This window comes from Micromonospora sp. NBC_01412, assembly GCF_045040215.1.
In the GTDB taxonomy this organism is placed as follows: domain Bacteria; phylum Actinomycetota; class Actinomycetes; order Mycobacteriales; family Micromonosporaceae; genus Micromonospora; species Micromonospora rubida.
On the sequence record NZ_CP109528.1, the window covers coordinates 146,951 to 165,342 of the forward strand.

The 18,392-nt window shown below is 69.0% G+C and carries 16 protein-coding genes; 6 read left to right on the forward strand and 10 right to left on the reverse strand.

Features of this window, described 5'->3' with window-relative positions; translation table 11 throughout:
* Window positions 1-81 precede the first annotated feature (81 nt).
* The 4 genes from OG617_RS00700 to OG617_RS00715 are packed head-to-tail and all read right to left on the reverse strand — an operon-like array spanning window position 82 to window position 4,063.
* Window positions 82-1,404 (reverse strand): acyl-CoA dehydrogenase family protein, encoded by a 1,323-nt coding sequence (locus OG617_RS00700; RefSeq protein WP_405097755.1) that lies wholly within the window; start codon window positions 1,402-1,404, stop codon window positions 82-84.
* Between the two features lie 15 nt (window positions 1,405-1,419).
* Window positions 1,420-2,655, reverse strand: a complete 1,236-nt coding sequence (locus tag OG617_RS00705) for a methyltransferase domain-containing protein (RefSeq protein WP_405097757.1) — start codon at window positions 2,653-2,655, stop codon at window positions 1,420-1,422.
* 29 nt (window positions 2,656-2,684) lie between these two features.
* Window positions 2,685-3,806, reverse strand: coding sequence for a DegT/DnrJ/EryC1/StrS family aminotransferase (locus OG617_RS00710; protein ID WP_405097759.1), 1,122 nt, complete (start codon window positions 3,804-3,806; stop codon window positions 2,685-2,687).
* Entirely contained in the window at window positions 3,803-4,063 is a 261-nt protein-coding gene (locus OG617_RS00715; protein WP_405097761.1) for a hypothetical protein, read from the reverse strand. The genes OG617_RS00710 and OG617_RS00715 overlap by 4 nt, the downstream gene beginning before the upstream one ends.
* 535 nt (window positions 4,064-4,598) lie before the next feature.
* Here OG617_RS00715 and OG617_RS00720 point away from each other — a divergent pair.
* From OG617_RS00720 to OG617_RS00745, 6 genes are all read left to right on the forward strand, one after another.
* A complete protein-coding gene (locus OG617_RS00720) occupies window positions 4,599-5,690 on the forward strand; it encodes an IS630 family transposase (RefSeq protein WP_405097763.1) in 1,092 nt (363 codons plus the stop codon).
* An 86-nt stretch (window positions 5,691-5,776) separates the two neighbouring features.
* A complete protein-coding gene (locus tag OG617_RS00725; RefSeq protein ID WP_405097765.1) occupies window positions 5,777-6,766 on the forward strand; it encodes a class I SAM-dependent methyltransferase in 990 nt (329 codons plus the stop codon).
* Window positions 6,767-6,785: 19 nt separating this feature from the next.
* Window positions 6,786-7,016 carry a hypothetical protein gene (locus tag OG617_RS00730; protein ID WP_405097767.1) on the forward strand — a complete coding sequence of 77 codons (231 nt, stop codon included), beginning with the start codon at window positions 6,786-6,788 and terminating at the stop codon, window positions 7,014-7,016.
* Window positions 7,017-7,090: 74 nt separating this feature from the next.
* Window positions 7,091-8,035 (forward strand): phytanoyl-CoA dioxygenase family protein, encoded by a 945-nt coding sequence (locus tag OG617_RS00735; protein ID WP_405097769.1) that lies wholly within the window; start codon window positions 7,091-7,093, stop codon window positions 8,033-8,035.
* Between the two features lie 83 nt (window positions 8,036-8,118).
* Window positions 8,119-8,913 (forward strand): arylamine N-acetyltransferase, encoded by a 795-nt coding sequence (locus OG617_RS00740; protein WP_405097771.1) that lies wholly within the window; start codon window positions 8,119-8,121, stop codon window positions 8,911-8,913.
* Between the two features lie 22 nt (window positions 8,914-8,935).
* Entirely contained in the window at window positions 8,936-10,216 is a 1,281-nt protein-coding gene (locus OG617_RS00745; protein ID WP_405097773.1) for a phthiocerol/phthiodiolone dimycocerosyl transferase family protein, read from the forward strand.
* Between the two features lie 55 nt (window positions 10,217-10,271).
* Here OG617_RS00745 and OG617_RS00750 read toward each other — a convergent pair whose 3' ends face one another.
* From OG617_RS00750 to OG617_RS00775, 6 genes are all read right to left on the reverse strand, one after another.
* Window positions 10,272-11,492: a cytochrome P450 gene (locus OG617_RS00750; RefSeq protein ID WP_405097775.1), complete on the reverse strand. Its 1,221-nt coding sequence runs from the start codon at window positions 11,490-11,492 to the stop codon at window positions 10,272-10,274.
* Between the two features lie 30 nt (window positions 11,493-11,522).
* Window positions 11,523-13,160 (reverse strand): class I adenylate-forming enzyme family protein, encoded by a 1,638-nt coding sequence (locus OG617_RS00755; RefSeq protein ID WP_405097777.1) that lies wholly within the window; start codon window positions 13,158-13,160, stop codon window positions 11,523-11,525.
* 43 nt (window positions 13,161-13,203) lie between these two features.
* A complete protein-coding gene (locus OG617_RS00760) occupies window positions 13,204-14,922 on the reverse strand; it encodes a class I adenylate-forming enzyme family protein (protein WP_405097779.1) in 1,719 nt (572 codons plus the stop codon).
* A 45-nt stretch (window positions 14,923-14,967) separates the two neighbouring features.
* Window positions 14,968-16,536, reverse strand: a complete 1,569-nt coding sequence (locus tag OG617_RS00765; protein WP_405097781.1) for a class I adenylate-forming enzyme family protein — start codon at window positions 16,534-16,536, stop codon at window positions 14,968-14,970.
* A gap of 164 nt (window positions 16,537-16,700) precedes the next feature.
* Complete coding sequence (locus OG617_RS00770) at window positions 16,701-17,696, reverse strand: acetamidase/formamidase family protein (RefSeq protein ID WP_405104055.1); 996 nt, start codon at window positions 17,694-17,696, stop codon at window positions 16,701-16,703.
* A gap of 147 nt (window positions 17,697-17,843) precedes the next feature.
* Complete coding sequence (locus OG617_RS00775) at window positions 17,844-18,143, reverse strand: transposase family protein (protein ID WP_405104056.1); 300 nt, start codon at window positions 18,141-18,143, stop codon at window positions 17,844-17,846.
* Window positions 18,144-18,392: the final 249 nt, after the last annotated feature.

The following is an 18,392-nucleotide window of genomic DNA, read 5'->3' on the forward strand; positions in this document are numbered from 1 at the left end:
GGGCACCGGACTGCGCAAAGCGCGGTGACGCCGGCCGTCAAACGGTGGGCCGGGCCACGGCCGAGTCGATACGTCGGCCCGTCACCGGCCGTCCACCGGCCGGGTGGCCCGCACGCTCACGTAGTTGTTGTCCCTTTCCAGGCCCAGCACCTGCGCGCTCAGGTAGTCGACCCCGTCGGCGTACGTGTACGGCTGCATGAACCGGCCGGCGCGCACGTCCCGATACAGCCGGGCCAGCGGGTGCTCCGCCACGTACGTGGCCCCGCCCACCACGGTGAGGCAGTCGTCGACCACCGCGGCCGCCAGTTGGTTGACCATGACCTTGGCGCACTGGAACGGGGTCATCATCCGCCGGCCGCGCTCATCCGGATCCATGTCGTGACGTGGGGACAGTTCGTCGGCGTTGACGATCGCGGCCGACGCGGTGGCCCGCAGTGCGTACAGCCGCGCCTCGATCTCGGCGACCAGGGTGCGCGACGCCGCGGGCGGTGTGGCCGACCGCCGGGCGACCGTGTCCACCGCGAGGTCGCGGGCGGCCTGGGCGACGCCGGCGTAGATGCCGAGCATGGTGATGGAGCTGACCGTCTGCCCGGCGAGGACCGCGTCGCTGTGCGCGCCGACGCTGCCACGCGCCAGCACGTCGCCCGCGGGCACCGGGCAGTTGTCGAACGCCACGTCGAACGTGCCGGACGCGCGCATGCCCAGGCCGTTCCATCCGTCGATAATGGAGAGACCCGGGGTGTCCCGGGCCACGATAGGGGCGTGCAGCAGCGTTAATCCCTCGGCGACCGGCGCCTGGGCGGAGACGACGAAGTGCGTCCCGATCGGCGCCATCGTCACCAGAGTCTTACGGCCGGACAGCAGCCAACCACCGGCGCCGTCGGGGCGCAGCTGGGTGACCTCTCGCCCGTGGTCCTTCACCGCGCCGCACACCACCGCCTCGCCGCGGGCCATCGCGCGCAGCAGCCGCTCGGCCAGTTCCTGCGTCGGCGGCGGGCCGTGCCGCCACTCGTACGTCAGGGTGATCCCCCGGCTGAACTGGGCGTGCAGGGCCAGCGCGGTCGAGGCGTCCGCCTCGGCGACCCGTAGAAGCGCGACCGCCACGTCGTGGAGCCGGCTGACACCCATCCCGCCCAGCTCGGCGGGCACGGTCGCGCCCAGCACGCCGTCACGCGCGAAGCCGCGGAACGTCTCGGCGGGGAACGTGCCGTCCCGGTCGTTCGGCGCCGCCGCGGCCCGTATCCGGGGCAGGTGCCGAGCCAGGCGGGTCAGCAACTCTCGACCTGGCGCGGTGATCGCGGTAGCCAGGTCGCCGGGTGGCACCGCCGGCCCCGGCGTGTCCCGTTCCGTCTCCATCAACGCGGCACCGACGTGGGACGGTGACGCGGTGTCCTGTTCCTGCATAGCCCCCTCGATCCCTCAGAGCACCCGGACGTTCGGCACATAGCTGATCCATCGCCCGCCGGAGCGCCGGAATTCCTGCTCGTTCGCCATGATTTCGTCGGCGTGGTTCCACGCGAACAACAGCGCGTAGTCCGGGTACGGATCGCGGAACGCGGTCGGCGGGCGTACCGGGATGTGCTTGCCGGGCGTCAGCCGGTGCTGCTTGGCGGGCGTGCTGTCACACACGTAGGAGACGAGCTCGGGCCCGATATCGCAGAAGTTGGTGACTGTGGCGCTTTTCGCCGTGGCGCCGTAGGCGACCACGCGGGATCCGTCGGTGCGTAGCCGTCGCAGCAGTTCCACCAGGTCGTCGCGCACCCGCATCACGCTGTCGGCGAAGCCACGCAGGGTCGCCATGCCGGACAGCCCGCGGGCGTCCTCCTCGGCGAGCAGGCCGGCGACGGCGGCGCTGGGCGTGCGCCTCCCGGCCCGGGCGAGCGTGTACCGGATCTCGCCGCCGTGCACCGGCAGCCGTTCCACGTCGACCAACTCGAATCCGTAGTGCTCGGCCATGGCCCGCACCGAGTGCGCGCTGAACAGGAAGAAGTGCTCGTCGTAGATCTGGTCGAAGGACGTCTTCGCCACCAGGTCACCGAGGTACGGGTCCTCGAACACGAACACGCCGTCCGGCGCCAGCAGCGCGTCGACGCCGCGGAAGATCGAGTCCGGGTACGGGATGTGACACATGGTGTTCGCCGCGAAGATGACCTGGGCCGGCCCTTCCGCCTCACGGACCTGCGCCGCCGTCGAGTCCTCGAAGAACGCGGTGCGTACCCGGACGCCTGCGGCGCGGGCCACCTCGGCCACCCGCCCGGAGGGTTCGAGGCCCAGATGGCGTACGCCGGCCCGTTGGATCGTGCTCAGCATGACGCCGTCGTTGCAGCCCATCTCGACGATGAACGGGTCCGGCACGGCCAGCTCGGTGGCGAGGAACCGTCGTGCGGTGCTCGCGAAGTGCTCACGCATCACCGCCGACCCGGACGAGTGGTACGGGTATTCCTCGTGGAACATCTTCTCCCGCGGTACCGACTCGGTGAGCTGCACCATCGTGCACGACTCGCATTGCCCGACGGCGAGCCGGAAGAAGAATTCCGTGGCGTCGCTGTCCGGCTCCCGGAACGCGTCGGACAGCGGCTGACGGCCGAGGTCGAGGAACTCATGGACAGTCCCGTCGCACACTCTGCAGGTGGCGGTCGCCAGTTCTCCCGGCATGGTGTTCCCTCCGTACCAGATGGGTTGTCTCAGAAACCGGCCAGCACCTCGCGAAGGGCCCGGATCACCGCCTGCTGCCGGTCGAGCGGCAGCGACGGGTACATCGGCAGCGAGAACACCTCGCCGGCCAGTTTCTCGGTGACCGGCAGCGAGCCCTTGGCGTATCCGAGGTGCGCGAATCCGGCCATCGTGTGCACCGGCCAGGGGTAGCTGATGTTCAGCGCGATGTCGTACGCGCGCAGCCGCTCGATGATGTCGTCCCGCCTGGGGTGCCGAACCGCGTACAGGTAGTACACGTGCTCATTCCCGGGCGACACCGTCGGCAGCACGAGCCCGCCCGGCTCGGCGAGGTCGCCCAGCGCCTCGGTGTAGCGCTGCGCGACCAAGCGGCGCCCCGAGATGTACGCGTCAAGTCGGCGCAGCTTGCCCCGCAGGATCTCGGCCTGTACCTCGTCGAGGCGGCTGTTGTGCCCGGGAGTCCGCTCCACGTAGTAGCGGTCCTCCATGCCGTAGTAGCGCAGGCGCCGGAGGTTCTGGTCGATGTGCTCGTCGCCGGTGATCACGGCGCCGCCGTCGCCGTATGCGCCGAGAACCTTCGTGGGATAGAACGAGAACGCAGCGGCGTCGCCCATCGCGCCGGCCAGTTGGCCGTGGTGGCGCGCGCCGTGCGCTTGGGCGCAGTCTTCCAGGACGGCCAGGCCGTGCCGGGCGGCCAACCGGCGTAGCGGGGCCATGTCGACGCACTGGCCGTAGAGGTGCACGGGGACCAGTGCCCGGGTGCGCGGGCTGATCGCGGCCGCAACCTGGTCGGTGTCCATGAGGAAGTCGTCCTCGCGCACATCCACGAAGACCGGCTTGGCGCCCGTCCCGTCGATGGCCACCACGGTCGGCGCGGCGGTGTTGGCGACCGTGATCACCTCGTCGCCCGGGCCCACGCCGAGCGCCTGCAACCCCAGCTTGATCGCGTTGGTGCCGTTGTCCACGCCGGCACAGTGGGTGACACCGTGGTACGCCGCGAACTCCGCCTCGAACCCGGCCACGCTCGGACCCAGTATCAGCTGGCCGGACTCGAACACCTTCGTCACCGCGGCGAGCACCTCCTCGCGTTCGTCGTGGTACTCCCGCAGGTAGTCCCAAACGCGGATCATCACCGTTGCCCTCCCTCGTGGGCGAGCGTTGCACCGACTGTGCGGCCCACCGCCCTCGCTCCCCATCCCGCGTCGATGCCCCCGGCGACGATCCTGACCGGGTGGATCCGGATCAGCTCGGCACCGCCGGGGCCGTCGGCGGGCGCCAGCGCATCGGCCTCGGCCCGGACGCAATGCGGAAAGCCGGCACCGCCGATGGTGGCCAGCCGTCCCAGGGACTGCGACCGCAGGTAGGCGACTTCCCCTGCCGTGAACGGCATGGCGATCCCTTCTACGCGAGCTGTGATGCTGGTGATCCTTCGGGCCGTCGATCGGGATCGATCGCCGACTCTTCTGCCCGGAGCACGTACCCGGGCGGACGGGTCTCCACCAGTTCACCCAGCCGATCTGATCGAACCGGCGCTGACATTTCTTGCGTATTTGGTAGACGTAGGTCTGTGCGGTGGTGATGGCACTGCACGGCGTGTTTTCGCCCCACAACTCGTAAATGATCGAGGAGCGGCCGACGACCTGATTCGCGCGAAGCAGCAGCAGGGCTAGTGTCCAATGTCATACCGTTTTGCAACATCCGGAACGCCGTATCCGACAGGTAGAACATCCGTCGAGATAGGCGAGAAAATTGGACAGTGTCCGTTCGGACTAGGTCACACCCATGAAAGCTCACTTCTTTCATACGGCCCGGTAGCGCGATGCTCACCGGACACGCTAGATCCAAACCGCAGGGCCCTGACATCCCTCACGCTGCTAGTGCGCTGCGCCGGAAATTCGCCTGACAAGTTGGTGTAGGGTGGGTCAATGGCACGAACCGGGCGTCCGATCGCACCGTTGGTGTTGACCGATGAGGAACGGGTGACGTTGACCCGATGGTCGCGTCGGGCGAAGTCGTCGCAGGTCCTCGCGATGCGGTCCAGGATCATTCTGGCGTGTGCCGAGGGTGGCTCGAACACTGATGTGGCAACGGCTTTGAATGTCCATCTGTCCACTGTGGGTAAGTGGCGGCGACGGTTCCTGGCCGAACGCCTCGACGGGCTGATCGACGAACAGCGCCCCGGCCGGCCTCCGTCGATCGCTCTGGACAAGATCGAGGAGGTCGTCGTGGCCACCCTCGAACAGACACCGCATAACGCCACCCACTGGTCGCGAACGTCCATGGCGCAAAGGTCAGGGTTGTCGAAATCGACGATCGGCAGGATCTGGCGCGACTTCGGCCTCAAACCCCACCGCGCCGGTGCCTTCAAACTGTCCACCGACCCGCAATTCGTCGAGAAGGTCGTCGACGTCGTCGGGCTCTACCACCACCCGCCCGAAAGGGCCGTGGTGCTCTGCGTCGACGAGAAGTCCCAGATCCAAGCCCTCGACCGCTCCCAGCCGGTCCTGCCGATGATGCCCGGCATGCCCGAACGTCGCACCCACGACTACCACCGCAACGGCATCACCAACCTCTTCGCCGCGGTCGACACCGCCGACGGCACCGTCATCGGTGAACTACACCGCCAGCACCGAGCCGCCGAGTTCAGAGATTTCCTGATCACCATCGACAAGACCGTCCCGGCCGATCTCGACGTCCACCTGATCTGCGACAACTACGGCACCCACAAAACACCGGCCGTGCGGGCCTGGCTGGCGAGACACCCACGCTTCCACATGCACTTCACCCCGACCGGCTCGTCCTGGATCAACCAGGTCGAACGCTGGTTCGGCTTCCTCGCCGACCAAAAGATCCGCCGCGGCACACACAAGAGCGTCCAAGCCCTCAAAACCGACATCCGATCCTGGATCACCGACTGGAACAGCAACCCACGACCGTTCCTCTGGGCCAAGACCACCGAGGAGATCCTCGAATCACTCGCACGATTTCGTAGGCGAACTTCCGGCGCGGCGCACTAGTCGTCCGGCCGTCGCGGGTGAACCGCCGAGCGCACTGTCAACCTGTGGGATGGCGTGCCCCGCCCCGCGTCGATCACGCTTCCGACATGGACGGCTTCGAGCTGTACGGCCTCGCGCGCAAGCTGATGCAGATCGGCGAGGCCGCCATCCCGGACCCCAACGGCCTGCAGCGGCTATCCCCCGGCGTGCGCCACGTCATGACCGACGTGTTCGAACACCCGGACACCTCGATCACCGAGATCGCCGATCGCACCGGCTTCCCGGCAAGCCACGTGGAGGCGTCCGTCACCACCCTGAGCAACCTCGACGCCGTGACCACCGCCGCCGACCCGAACGCCCCCGAACGGACCGTGGTCCGGCCGATCCCCCGACACAACACCGCCGTGCGCATCGACGAGCGGCTCGCCGCAGCGGCCGGGATCCAGGACCCCCGCCAGGCCAAGGAACTGGTCGGGACGCTGGAGAAACTGACACGCCGGCTGGCCGGGACCTTATCGCCGGAACTCTTCGACTGGTACACCGCCGAGACGCCGCCCTGGGACACCGGCCGCCCGCAACCGGCCATGCGCCACCTCGCCGAGGCAGGCGCCTTCCGCGGCCGGGTCCTCGAAATCGGCTGCGGCGCCGGCGAGCACGCCCTCATGGCGGCCGCGCTCGGCCTGCCGACCCTCGGCATCGACCCGGCGCCGACAGCGATCGAGACCGCGCGGCGCAAAGCCCGCGAGCACGGCCTGCAAGCGCGCTTCCTGGTCGGGAACGCCTTCGAACTCGGCAACCCAGGCGAGCAGTTCGACACAGTCCTCGACAGCGGCCTGTTCCACGTCTTCAGCGACCCCGAACGGATCCGCTACGCCGACAACCTGGCCACCGTCATGCCCCCGGACGCACGATTGTTCCTCCTCTGCTTCAGCGACCGCCACCCACCCGGCAACGGACCACGACGAGTGAGCCAGGACGAAATCCGGGCCACCTTCGCCACCGGCTGGCGGGTCGACTCGATCGAACCCGCAACGCTGGAGAACAACAAATATGCCGACAGGGTACCCGCCTGGCTCGCCACGATCACCCGCACCTGAGCCCCCACCGGCCGAGACAATGAGCGCCTTCACCCCGTTCGACTACTCCTTCTCCTACTTCTACGCCCCCGACACCGACACCGAAAAGAAGGACGCCGCGTCATATCTGCGGGATCACGTGAACACCCACGACACGACCGAATTCCTGCCAAGGACCAACGAGATTGACTCGGTTCCGAAGGCCTACGGGAGCTGTGATTTCCGGCTGACGGGAGTCCCCCCGGCCAGGTGCTGTCAGACCGAGGGATAGGGATCCCTCCACATCCGACCTAGCATCGGCAGCACGTCCTGAACATCGAATGCGACAGGAAGGGTGGAGAGTTCGTGGCTGAAAACGACACGATCACCATTCGCGTTGACGACCGGATCGAGCAGGCACTTGCCGCCCTGACCCGCGGTGGCGCGTCCGCCACGACGGCGATCGAACGGGCGATCCTGGAAGCAGCCAGGCGCGCCGCCCCCGCCGCACCCACCGAAGCCATGCCGAGCAGCATCGACTCGCGGACGTTGAGTGTGCAGCGGACGTTGACTCGTGAACAGCTGCTGGAGTTCGCCGAACGCGGCTTCATCGTGATCCCGGACGTCGTGCCTCCGGACATCCTGGCCGCGGCCAACGCGGCGGTGGACAAGCAGCTGCGCGCGCATCCGCCCGAGGACGGGCACGCCGGACCGCACTTCATGTTCCCGAAGTGGGAGGAGGAGCCGGACCTCGCGGCGCTTCTGCGTGACACCCAGGCCTTCGAGCTAGCCGAAGAACTCACCGGCGACGGTGCCATGGAATATCCGTGGCAGACGCAGATCGCGATGACCTTTCCGCCCTACGTCGACGACCGGGGAATGCCGCACATCGACGGCGGCATGCGCCGGAAGGCCGATGAACCCCCGCGGACCTTCACCATGCTCGCCGGCTTCTTCCTCACCGACCAGGACGGCGACGATTCCGGGAACCTCTACGTCTGGCCGGGAACGCACCGCACCCACGCGCAGTACTTCCGTGAGCACGGGCCCGACGCCTTCACCTCCTACCCGGACATCAAGCTGCCCGAACGGGAGCAGGTGCGCGCCCGTGCGGGAGACATGCTGCTGAAGCACTACATGGTCGGCCACAACGTCGGCGGCAACACGTCCGACTCCGTCCGGCGCACGGTCTACTTCCGGCTCAAGGTCCGCGGGCACGACGCGACGTGGCGCCAGATCCTCCAGAACCCCTGGCACGACTTCACTCCGCTGCGGCCGCTGGTGGCGTCGTTCGACGACAACGGCAAGTAGCGGTCCACCGTCGGATTCGCCAGCCGGCAGGCTTTCCGGCCTGCCGGCTGTCGGCGTGAGGGATGCCCGGAGAGAGACAGACGATGTACGACATTGACACGTACCTGCGGCGGTTGGGGTACGACTCCGCCACCAGCCAGCCGACCGCGGATCTGGCGACCCTCGTCGCACTGCACAAGCGGCACATGGAGAGCATTCCGTTCAACAGTGCGGGTTCGCTGGCCGTGCCGGCGCCGAGCGGACGGCTGGTCGATCTGGTCGACTTCGACGAGGACGCGACGTTCGACTCGGTGGTCGCGTCGGGCCACGGCGGCGGCTGCGTCCAGATGACCCGGCTGTTCCTGCGGCTGCTGCGCGACCTCGGGTTCGATGCCGACCTGATCGCCGGCACGACGGCGGAGGGCCGCCGGTCCTACGGTGTCGAGGTCGAGCACATGCTCATCCTGGCCCGCGTGGACGGCGGGTCCTGGCTGGTCGACATCGGGTACGCCGGACCGTCGTTCGTCGAGCCCCTGCGCCTCGACGACGCCGGCGATCAACGGCAGTACGGCTGCCGGTACCGGCTCACCCATGGCGGGGACGGTATGTCGCTGCAGCGCCGCCCCCGGCTCGGCCAGTGGAGCACGGTCTACGCGTTCACCCCGAAAGTCCGCGACCGATCGGACTGGGCGCCGGCGGAAAAGGCGATCAACGCCGCGCTCGCGGCCGGCGGCGACGGCGCCGAGCTCTACAGCCGAGCGGTCTCCGACGGCCAGGTGGTGTTGAAGGGCCGTCGCTATCTGACCGTCCGGGCCGGCATCGAGCAGACCCGCACCGTCACCGACGACGGTGACTGGCATGCGCACCGAAGCGCGATCCTGGCCGGCGAAGTCGGCTGATCCCGACAACGAGGAGGAAGGCATGCGCCGACGAATTGCCCGGTCGGAGCGGATGTACGTCAGCGAGATCAGGACGCAGGCGCTGCAGATCTGCGTGGTGCGCGGCGGCGTCGACGCGCAGCTCCTGGACGCGGCGTTCACCGCTGTCCTCGCGGAGGCACCGGGTCTGCGCAGCCGTCTGGAGAAGGACGGCGACGACTACTACCTCAGCCTGCTCGAGCCGAGCGAGCTGCCGCGCCTGCACGTCCGGCGCAACGAGCCCGGCGCGCGGCTTCAGGAGTACAACAAGCCGTTGTACCTCGGTGGCCCGCTCGCGCGTGCCGTCCTGCTGACCGGTGCCGACGAGGACGTCGTGATGTTCGGCGTCGACCATGCGATCTGCGACGGCCGCAGCGCGACCGCGTTCTGCCGCCGGATCTGGCAGCGCTACATCGACATTCAATCCGGCAGCTACTCGGCGCCGGAGCCGCGGCCGCAGGAGTGGCCGACGCCGCTCGACGACTGGCTGCCGCCGCGCAGCGAGGCCGAGCTGGACGCCTACGTCCAGGAGCGGCTCAAGCGGGCCGAGGGCGCGCCGGTGGCGTCTCTGCCGTTCCGGGCGGCCGGGTCCGCCCCGGCGGTGCCGGCGGAGAGTCTGATGACCTCGCGCCGGCTCCGGCTGACCGAATCGGAGACCACCGGTCTGCTGGCCTTCGCCAAGGACGCCGGGGTGTCGGTGAACGGGCTGGTCGCCGCAGCACTGCTGGCGGCCGTACGCGCCGGCCTGCCCGAGGAGCTGGACGGTCACCGGCTGTCCAGTTTCTGCACGGTCGACCTGCGCGACCAGGTCGCGCCGGACCTCAGCCACGAGGCGATGGTGCCGATGGTCTCCTGGTACCGCGATCTGCTCGAGGTGCCCGCCGGCGTCGACCTGGTCAAGCTCGGCCACCGTTTCACCACCGAGTTGCGCGCCGGCATCGAGCGGGGTGACCCGGCGATGGAGATGCAGGCACTGGACCGGCTGCTCCCCCACCCTCAGCTCTGGCCGACCAGCCTGGTGCTCACCAACGTCGGACGGATCGACGGGCCACCGTCCCCGAAGGGACTGGAGATCGTCGACATGACCAAGTTTCCGCTGTCCAGCCGGTGGAACCCGGAGCACGGTGCGGGCCCGTTGCTCGCGTCGCCGGCGACGATCTACGGCCGGTTCAGCATCGAGATGCCGTACAGCACGCAGTGCTTCACGACCGAGCAGATGGACTCGATCCACGACCACATCCGCGACTCGCTGCTGGCATGCGCAGACCGGGCGCCGCGTTCGTAGCGATGAAGCATGCGGGCGGCCGGATGCCATCCGGCCGCCCGCGAACAGGTCGAGATCAAAAGCGAACGGGCAGGCGCAGTACGCCCAGCACCGGGGTCTTCAGACGCACCGGAACCTGCTCCAGCGGCACGTCCAAGGCGAGTCCGGGCAGGCCAAGCACCAGTGAGGTCAGCGCCTCGGCCAGGACGAGCCGGGCCAGCTGCTGCCCGACGCAGGCGTGTACGCCGTACCCGAAGGCCAGGTGAGCCGACGCGTCCTGGCTCAGGTCGAACCGGTCGGGACAACCGAACTTGGCCGGATCACGATTGGCCGCCGGCAAGGCGACCGTCACCGTCTCCCCCTCCCGGATCAGCTCCCCGCCGAGCTCCACGTCGGACAGCGCGGTCCGGAAGATCTGGAACTGGTTGACCGACGTGTACCGCAGCAGCTCCTCGACCATTGCCTCGATGCCGCTCGCGCCGCCGGTCCGGGCGGCCGAACGCAGCGTGTCGAGCTGGTCGCCATGATGCAGCAGCGCCAGCAACGACGACGCGAGCGCGCCCTCGCAGCTGGCGAAGCCCGCCGCGAAGACGATCAGCAGCATGTTGGTGATCTCGCGGTCGGTCAGCCCGGGCTCGGCAGCCAGCCGCCCGATGACGTTCGCGCCCGGCTCGACCCGTGCCTTCCCCACGAGGTCCAGAAGGTGGAAGTACGCCTGTGTCCCGGCCTCCCGTTCCGCCTCGATGCTGACCTGGTCATCGGTGGCGCTGTCGCTCAGGGCGGACAGGACCGGGCTGCCGGCGAACGGGACCCCCAGCACCTCGCACAACACCCGCAGCGAGAGCGGCCGGACGTAGGTCGGCAGAAGGTCGACCGGCGAGCCGTGCTCCCGCACCTGTGCGAGCTGCGCGGTGGCCAGCTCGGCCACCCGCGGGGCGTACGCCCTCGTAGCGCGGGCACTGAACTCGCTGCTGAGCAGGTTCCGGTAGCGGGTGTGCTCCGGCGGATCCATGTGGATGAACCCGCCCGGCACGATGGGCACGGACGGGAAGATCTCGCCTTTCTTCGTCACGGGGGCGTGGGTGGTGTGGAACCGGTGGCTGAACGCCTGGTTGCTGAGCACCTCACGGGCGAGGTCGTGGCTGGTGGCCAGCCAGCCGATGTGACCGTCGGGATACACCATCCGAGTCAGTGGCCGCGTCCGGACCAGCTCACCGAGCACCGCCGGCGGATCGAACGGTTCGGTGCGATCCCAGTGCCGTCGGTACGAGATCGGTTCCGAGATTCCCTCAGTCATGCGGTGACATCCTCTGTTCTGGACCGGGTTTCACCGGGTCGCGTCGGATCCCTGGTTTACGGCCTGCACCCGAAGCGCTTGCCGGTCCACCTTTCCCGCGGCGCTCAGCGGCAGGGCGGCCAACAGCAACAGACGTTCCGGGAACTTCCTTGGCTCCATCCCGGCCGCGGCGAGGTGGGCGGTGACCTCGGCCAGGCTCAGGTCGGCCGAGGTGGCGACGCAGGCGCAGACGCGTTCGCCGTACAGCGGGTCCGGCACCGCTACGCAGGCGACGTCGCGGATCGCGGGATGCGTGATCAGCACCGACTCGACCTCCGCCGGGCTGATGTTGAGGCCGCCGCGGATGACCACATCCTTGCGGCGTCCGACGATCCGGAGCCGGCCCCGGTCGTCGATCAACCCGAGGTCTCCGGTACGGGTCCACCCGTCCGGGGTGCGCAGCGTGCGGTCCAGCTCGGGAGAATTGATGTAGCTCATCGGCGACATCGGGCCGCGCGCGACGACCTCGCCGGTCGCTCCGGCCGGCAGCTCGAGCCCGTCCGGGCCGACGATGCGAATGTCCGCGACGGCGGGGTCGGGACAGCCGACCGTACCGTCGTAACGGCCGAGACCGCTGTTGCACGAGACCCCGTCGGCCGAGCCGTACAGCGAGACGACCGTGCAGCCCAGGAGCTCCTCGGCGCGCCGCGCGGTGTCCGGGTCGAGCGCGGACCCACCGAGTACGGCGGCCTGCAGGGCGCTGAGGTCGGTGTCCTGGATCTCCGGGCAGTCCAGCAGCATGCGCAGCATCGTCGGCACGCCCAGCAGGTGGGTGGGCCGGGTGTCGGTGATGGTCCGCAGCGTCGCGGCAGCGTCGAAGGCCGGCCTCAGCACGAGGGTCCCGCCCAGGGTCGCGAGGGTGACCGGCGTACCGCTGGAGCCGAAGGCCGACGCCAGCGGGACGAGGAACAAGTTGCGCATCGTGGCCGGAGACCCTCGGTGCAGGCCGGCCATCATGGCACCCCGCCCGCCGGTCAGCGCGTTGTGCGAATACAGGACCATCTTCGGTTCCGCCTCGGACCCGGAGGTAACCAGGATCCGCGCCGGCCCGTCGGGGTCGAATTCCCGCGGCACGAACTCGTCTGCGGTGGCGGCGAACAGGGACTCGAGCGGCACGCAGCCCGGCGTCTCGGCGGCGCCGTCCCCGGCGACGATGACGGCACGCAGCATCGGCAGGGCGTCGGCGTGTTTCCGGATGCGCTCGGCGCAGGGATAGCCGTGATGATCGGCGACGGTAATCACCGCGACCGCCTCGGAGCGGCGCAACAGGCTCACCGCGTCGCGGTCGCCCCGGCCGAGCGGAAACGGCAGCACGATGGCACCCACCGCCGCGACGGCGAGGTCGACGGCACACGCGAGACGGGCGTTGGGCAACTGGACCGCCACGACGTCGCCGGGGCCGATGCCAAGCTGTGCCAGCCCCGCGGCCAGGCGTCGCGCTGTCCGGTCCAGTTCGCCGTAGCTGACCGTCCCCTCGGCGTCCAGCACGGCCGGCGCCTGAGGCGCGCGCCGGACGTGGCCCCGGAACAGGGAGTACAAGTCCTGGCCCGGGTAGTGGCCCGCGGCGGCCCAGGCCCGGCGCTGGTCGGCGGAAACGTGGTCGGTGTACCGGGTCGAGGTGCGGTTCACGAGACCCTCCCCTTCTGTGCCTGACGGAGATCCATCCGGTCCCCTAGACCGGGGAGACGGGGCGGGTCAGTGCCGCGCGGGCAGCGGCCTGCAGCTGGACCCGATCGGGTTTGCCCCAGCCGGTCTTCGGTAGTCCCCGGCGAATCTCGATCAAGCTGGGGACGTGGTTGTCGGACAGGGCCTCGGCGACATGACGGCGCAACTCCTGGAGGTCCACGACGGCGCCGGGCTCCGGCACGACGGCGGCGTAGATGTGCTCCACCCGATTGGCGTCTTCGACTCCGCACACTGCGACCTGGGACACGCCCAGGGCCCGGCTGAGCACCTTCTCCACCGCCTCGGGGTGGATGCGGATGCCCTTGACCTTCATCATGCCCGCGATCCGGCCGCTCAAGTGCAGGTAACCGTCGGCGTCGAGGTGCCCGAGGTCGCCGGTGCGCACCCAGCCGTCACGGACGAGCGCCGCGGTCAGTTTGGGCTCATGCCAGTAGCCGGCCGAGGGCCAGCGTGGCTTCGCACAGACCTCGCCGGGATCGCCGACGGGCAGCGCCGCGCCGGTCTCCGGGTCCCGGATGCTCAGCCCCTCGGGATCCACCGGCCGGCCGACCGTCCCACAGGCGTCCAGGTCGCCGGGATCGTCGGGGGCGAGCATGGTGAGCACCCCGGTCTCGGTCGTGCCGTACACCTGGATCAGCACCGGACCGAGAATCTCCCGGGCCTCACGCAGCCGCTGCGGCTCCGCCGGACTTCCCGCGTGGAACAGCTCGGTCAGGCTGGACAGATCGGTGCCCGCCTGGTCCGGGTGCTCGGCGAGGGCGTACACCTGAGGAGTGCCGACAGCGAGCCGGCTGATCCGGTACTGGGCGACCGCACGCAGCACGGCCCCCGCGTCGAAGCCGTTGTGCAGCACGACCATGCCACCGGTGACGAGCGTGTCGTCCGCAGCGAACACGTCGGAATGGATGAGCGGTGTGGTGATCAGGAGGTTTGTCCGGCCGCTGCGGCCGGCGGCGCTCGTGCCAGCCAGGGGTGGCGGGCACGGTGCCGCCGAGACCATGGCGTTCCTGACCCCGAAGGTCCAGCAGACGCCATTCCGGCCGCTCGACAGCCTGACCTGGGTGATCACCGCGAGGTCGCCGTCGGCGATGTCCGCACACGGACCCACACCATCACCGGAACCCGCGGTCAAGTCCACGGTGTCCGGCTGCCCGGCGCCCAGCACCCCGAGAATCAGCCGACCGGCCGCGTTCACCACCAGGTCCCGCGCCCGTTCCTCGTTGGCCGGATCGACCGCCAGCATCCGCACACCGACATCCGCGCCGAGGGCGCGCCGCAACTCCAACCGCAACTCATCGTCGGGTCCGCCCGGGTTCACCCAGCGCATATGCGCGGCGGTTGCCCCCACCAGGTTGGCCGCCCACTGCAGGATCAGCGTGGCGGCGGTGTTCGGCTCGGTCAGAATGCAGACGACGTCGCCGCGGGTGATGCCGTGACGACCCATCACGGCCGCGGCCCGGCGGGTGGCATCGCCCAGTTCCCCCGCGGTGAGGAGGACACCATCACTGACCAACGCAACGTGACCCGGATCGGCATCGAAACGAGTCAGCAACTGCTGCACATAATGCACATGCGTCGTACTCATCACCCGGTTTCGCCTTCCTGTCCGGGAAAAATGCGATGACCAGTGGCCGAGCGAGATAAATCGCAGACTAACCGGCGAGTGCCGCGGTAACCATCCCTCACATTGACTGCACGTGGTCACCGCGAATGAAGCGGCCCGACGTTTCCCGGGAAGGCTGAATCGCCCCTAGACCCGGGAGACGGGCCGGGTCAGTGCCGCGCGGGCATCGGCCCGCAGCTGGACCCGATCGGGTTTGCCCGGGCCGGTCACCGGCAGTTCCTGACAAATTTCGATCAAGCTGGGGACGTGGTTGTCGGACAGTGCCTCGGCGACATGACGGCGCAACTCCTGGAGGTCCACGACGGCGCCGGGCTTCGGCACGACAGCGGCGTAGATCCGCTCCACGCGGTCGGGGTCCTCCACGCCGCACACCGCGACCTGGGAAACGCCGGGCGCCTGGCTCAGCACCCTCTCGACGGCCTCGGGGTGGATGCGGAGACCCTTGACCTTCATCATGTCCGCGATCCGGCCGCTCAGGTGCAGGTAACCGTCGGCGTCGAGGTGCCCAAGGTCGCCGGTGCGCACCCAGCCGTCACGGACGAGCGCCGCGGTCAGCTTCGGCTCGTGCCAATAGCCGGCTATCGGCCAGCGCGGCTTCGCGCAGACCTCGCCGATCTCGCCGGCGGGCAGGGCCGCGCCGGTCTCCGGGTCCCGGATGCTCAGCGCTTCGGGGCTCAACGGCCGGCCGACGGTGCCGCACGCGCGCAGGTCGCTGTGATCGTCCGGGAAGAGCATGGTGAGCACGCCGGTCTCGGTCGTGCCGTACACCTGGATCAGCACCGGACCGAAGATCTCCCGGGCCTCGCGCAGCCGGAGCGGCGCCCCGTGGCTGCCGGTGTAGATCAGCTCGGTCAAGCTGGACAGGTCGGTGCCCGCCCGGTCCGGATGCTCGGCGAGCGCGTACACCTGCGGAGTGCCGAGAATGAGCCGGCCGATGCGGTACTCGGCGACCGCGCGCAGCACGGCCCCCGCGTCGAAGCCGTTGTGCAGCACGACCATGCCACCGGTGACGAGCGTGTCGTCCGCGCCGAATCCGCTGGAATGGGTGAGCGGTGCGGTGATCAGGAGGTTCGTCCGGCCGCTGCGGCCGACGGCCGACGTGGCCATCTCGTTCTTCACCCCGAAGGTCCAGCAGACACCCTTCGGCAGGCCGCTCGACCCACTGGTCTGCGTGATCAACGCGAGGTCACCGTCGACGATGTCCGCACACGGACCCACACCATCACCGGAACCCGCGGTCAGGTCCACGGTGTCCGGCTGCCCGGCGCCCAGCACGGCGAGAATCGGCCGATCGGCCGCGTTCACCACCAGGTCCCGCGCCCGCTCCTCGTTGGCCGGATCAACCGCCAGCATCCGTGCGCCGAGATCCGCGACGACCGCGCGCTGCAACTCCACCCGCAACTCGTCATCAGGCACCACCGCGTTCATCCCGCGCACGTGCGCGGCGGTCGCCCCCACCAAGTTCGCCGCCCACCGCAGGATCAGCGTGGCGGCGGTGTTCGGCTCGGTCAGAATGCAGACGACGTCGCCGCGGGTGATGCCGTGACGACCCATCACGGCCGCGGCCCGGCGGGTGGCATCGGCCAGTTCCCCCGCGGTGTGGAGGACACCCCTGCTGACCAACGCAACGCGATCCGGATCGGCATCGAAACGGGTCAGCAACTGCTGAAAATAATGCACATGCGTCGTACTCATCACCCGGTTTCGCCTTCCTGTCCGGGAAAAATGCGATGACCAGTGGCCGAGCGAGATAAATCGCAGACTAACCAGCGAGTGCCGCGGTAGCCATCCCTCACATTGACTGCACGTGGTCACCGCGAATGAGGGCGGCCGGACATTTCCCGGAAGGTTGAATCGCGTCAGGCCGCAGGGCGCAGCCAACGGTTGACCCGGGTACGCAGGTCGACCGGAAAGACGTCTTTGCGCAGCAGGGCGTGCACGCCCTTGGGCGGCAGGGGGACATCGACGTGGTGGATCTCGCTCTGGTCCGCGTACTGGGTGATCCGGAAGCTCGCCGCCATGCTGCACAGTGCGTGGGCCTCTGCGCGGGTGACGCCGGATGCCGCGCTGAACCAGCTGATCATTGCGCGCAGGCAGTCGACCAGCGCGGCCTCCAGGCTGTCGGCCAGTCCGATGCCGACCCAGTGCGTGTCGGTCTCGGCCAGGGGCCGGGTCAAGCCGACGTTCTTGTGGAGGTCGTACCGCATCCGCAGGCGCTCGGCCGTCGACTTCAGGCCGGTCTGGTCGACCAGCCCGTCGCCCTGCAAGGCGTGCACGTCACCGATCCAGATCCGGGCCCCCGGCTTGGCCACGGGAAGAAACAGCGACGAACCCACGGTGAGCTCGGGAAGTGCCAGGTTGCCGCCGTGCACGCCGCCGACCAGCGCGCTCACCTGCTCGTCGCCTGGCGGTTCGACCGCGATGATGCCGGCGAACGGGTCGAGCGGCAGCGAGATCCCGTGGACGTAGTCGGCTCGGGTCCGGGTCTGGTCGAACCGGAAGTCGTGGAAGTACGGCTCGTCGAAGTCGTACGGCAACGCGCCGGCCCGGGTCGGGAAGGCGTTCCCGCCCCAGTCGCTCAGCCGCAACTCCGTCAGCTGGCACTCGACGACGTCGCCCGGCTCGGCGCCGGTCACCTCGACCGGGCCGATGATCTGGAACGGGCAGCCCGGGTACTCCTTGCGCAGCCGCGCGCGGTCGGCCGACGACATGCCGTACCGCAGTTGGTTCTGCCAGTTCGTCCAGGTGTCCGGATAGAGAACCTCGTCGCCGGGTTCGATCTTGGCGGCCGGCGCGGCGCCGGAATCGAGGATTCCCGGCCGGACCGTGGCCAGTGTGGACTGAACCGTATGCATCGTCACGGCTGCTACGCTAGGCAGCCGAAGATAGGCCAGGCAAGGAAGTCCGGGCGTTTCCGGAAATACTACCAACCTGACTGATGAGGGCGCACCGCAGGCTTCCGGCCAGGTCGCATAAAGTGCGACAACAGAATCATCGGATTGTCACGGACATAAATGTGAGTGTAGTCCGACCACGGCGGTAAGGGACTCTGCGAACTTCTCGATGGGGGCGCGGAAGCGCCCGCCCTCTTCGGAGAAGATCCGCCAGCACTTGAAGTCGGCTACCGCGCGCTCGACGGCAGCGCGGATACCGGCGAGCTGCTTGTTGAACTCCGCCTGATGTTCGACTAGTGCCTCGTCATGCAGCATGAGCGGGTAATCGGGGTGGCGGATCTTGGATCGGGCGGCGAACAACGTTTTGGGTTTCGCGCGTTGGTTGCGCCATCGGATGTTGGCGCCGATCGCGGCGGCGTGCGCCCCCGCTCCATTTTGCGTCCAAGGCGTCGAACCCCCGAGCGTTGAACGCGTCGATCACGTCCCGGACGTAGTCCTCGCTGGTCCGCAGCAGGCACGGTGCGTCAATCCCAGGCGGGGCAGATGGTGCCGTCGACGATGAAAATCCCGAACGCTCCGCCGACCCTGCTCGGCGGCGGGGCATTGCGGCGAGTGCCTTACCGAATCAGGGGTCGCAAAAGGTCCCAGCGACGCGAC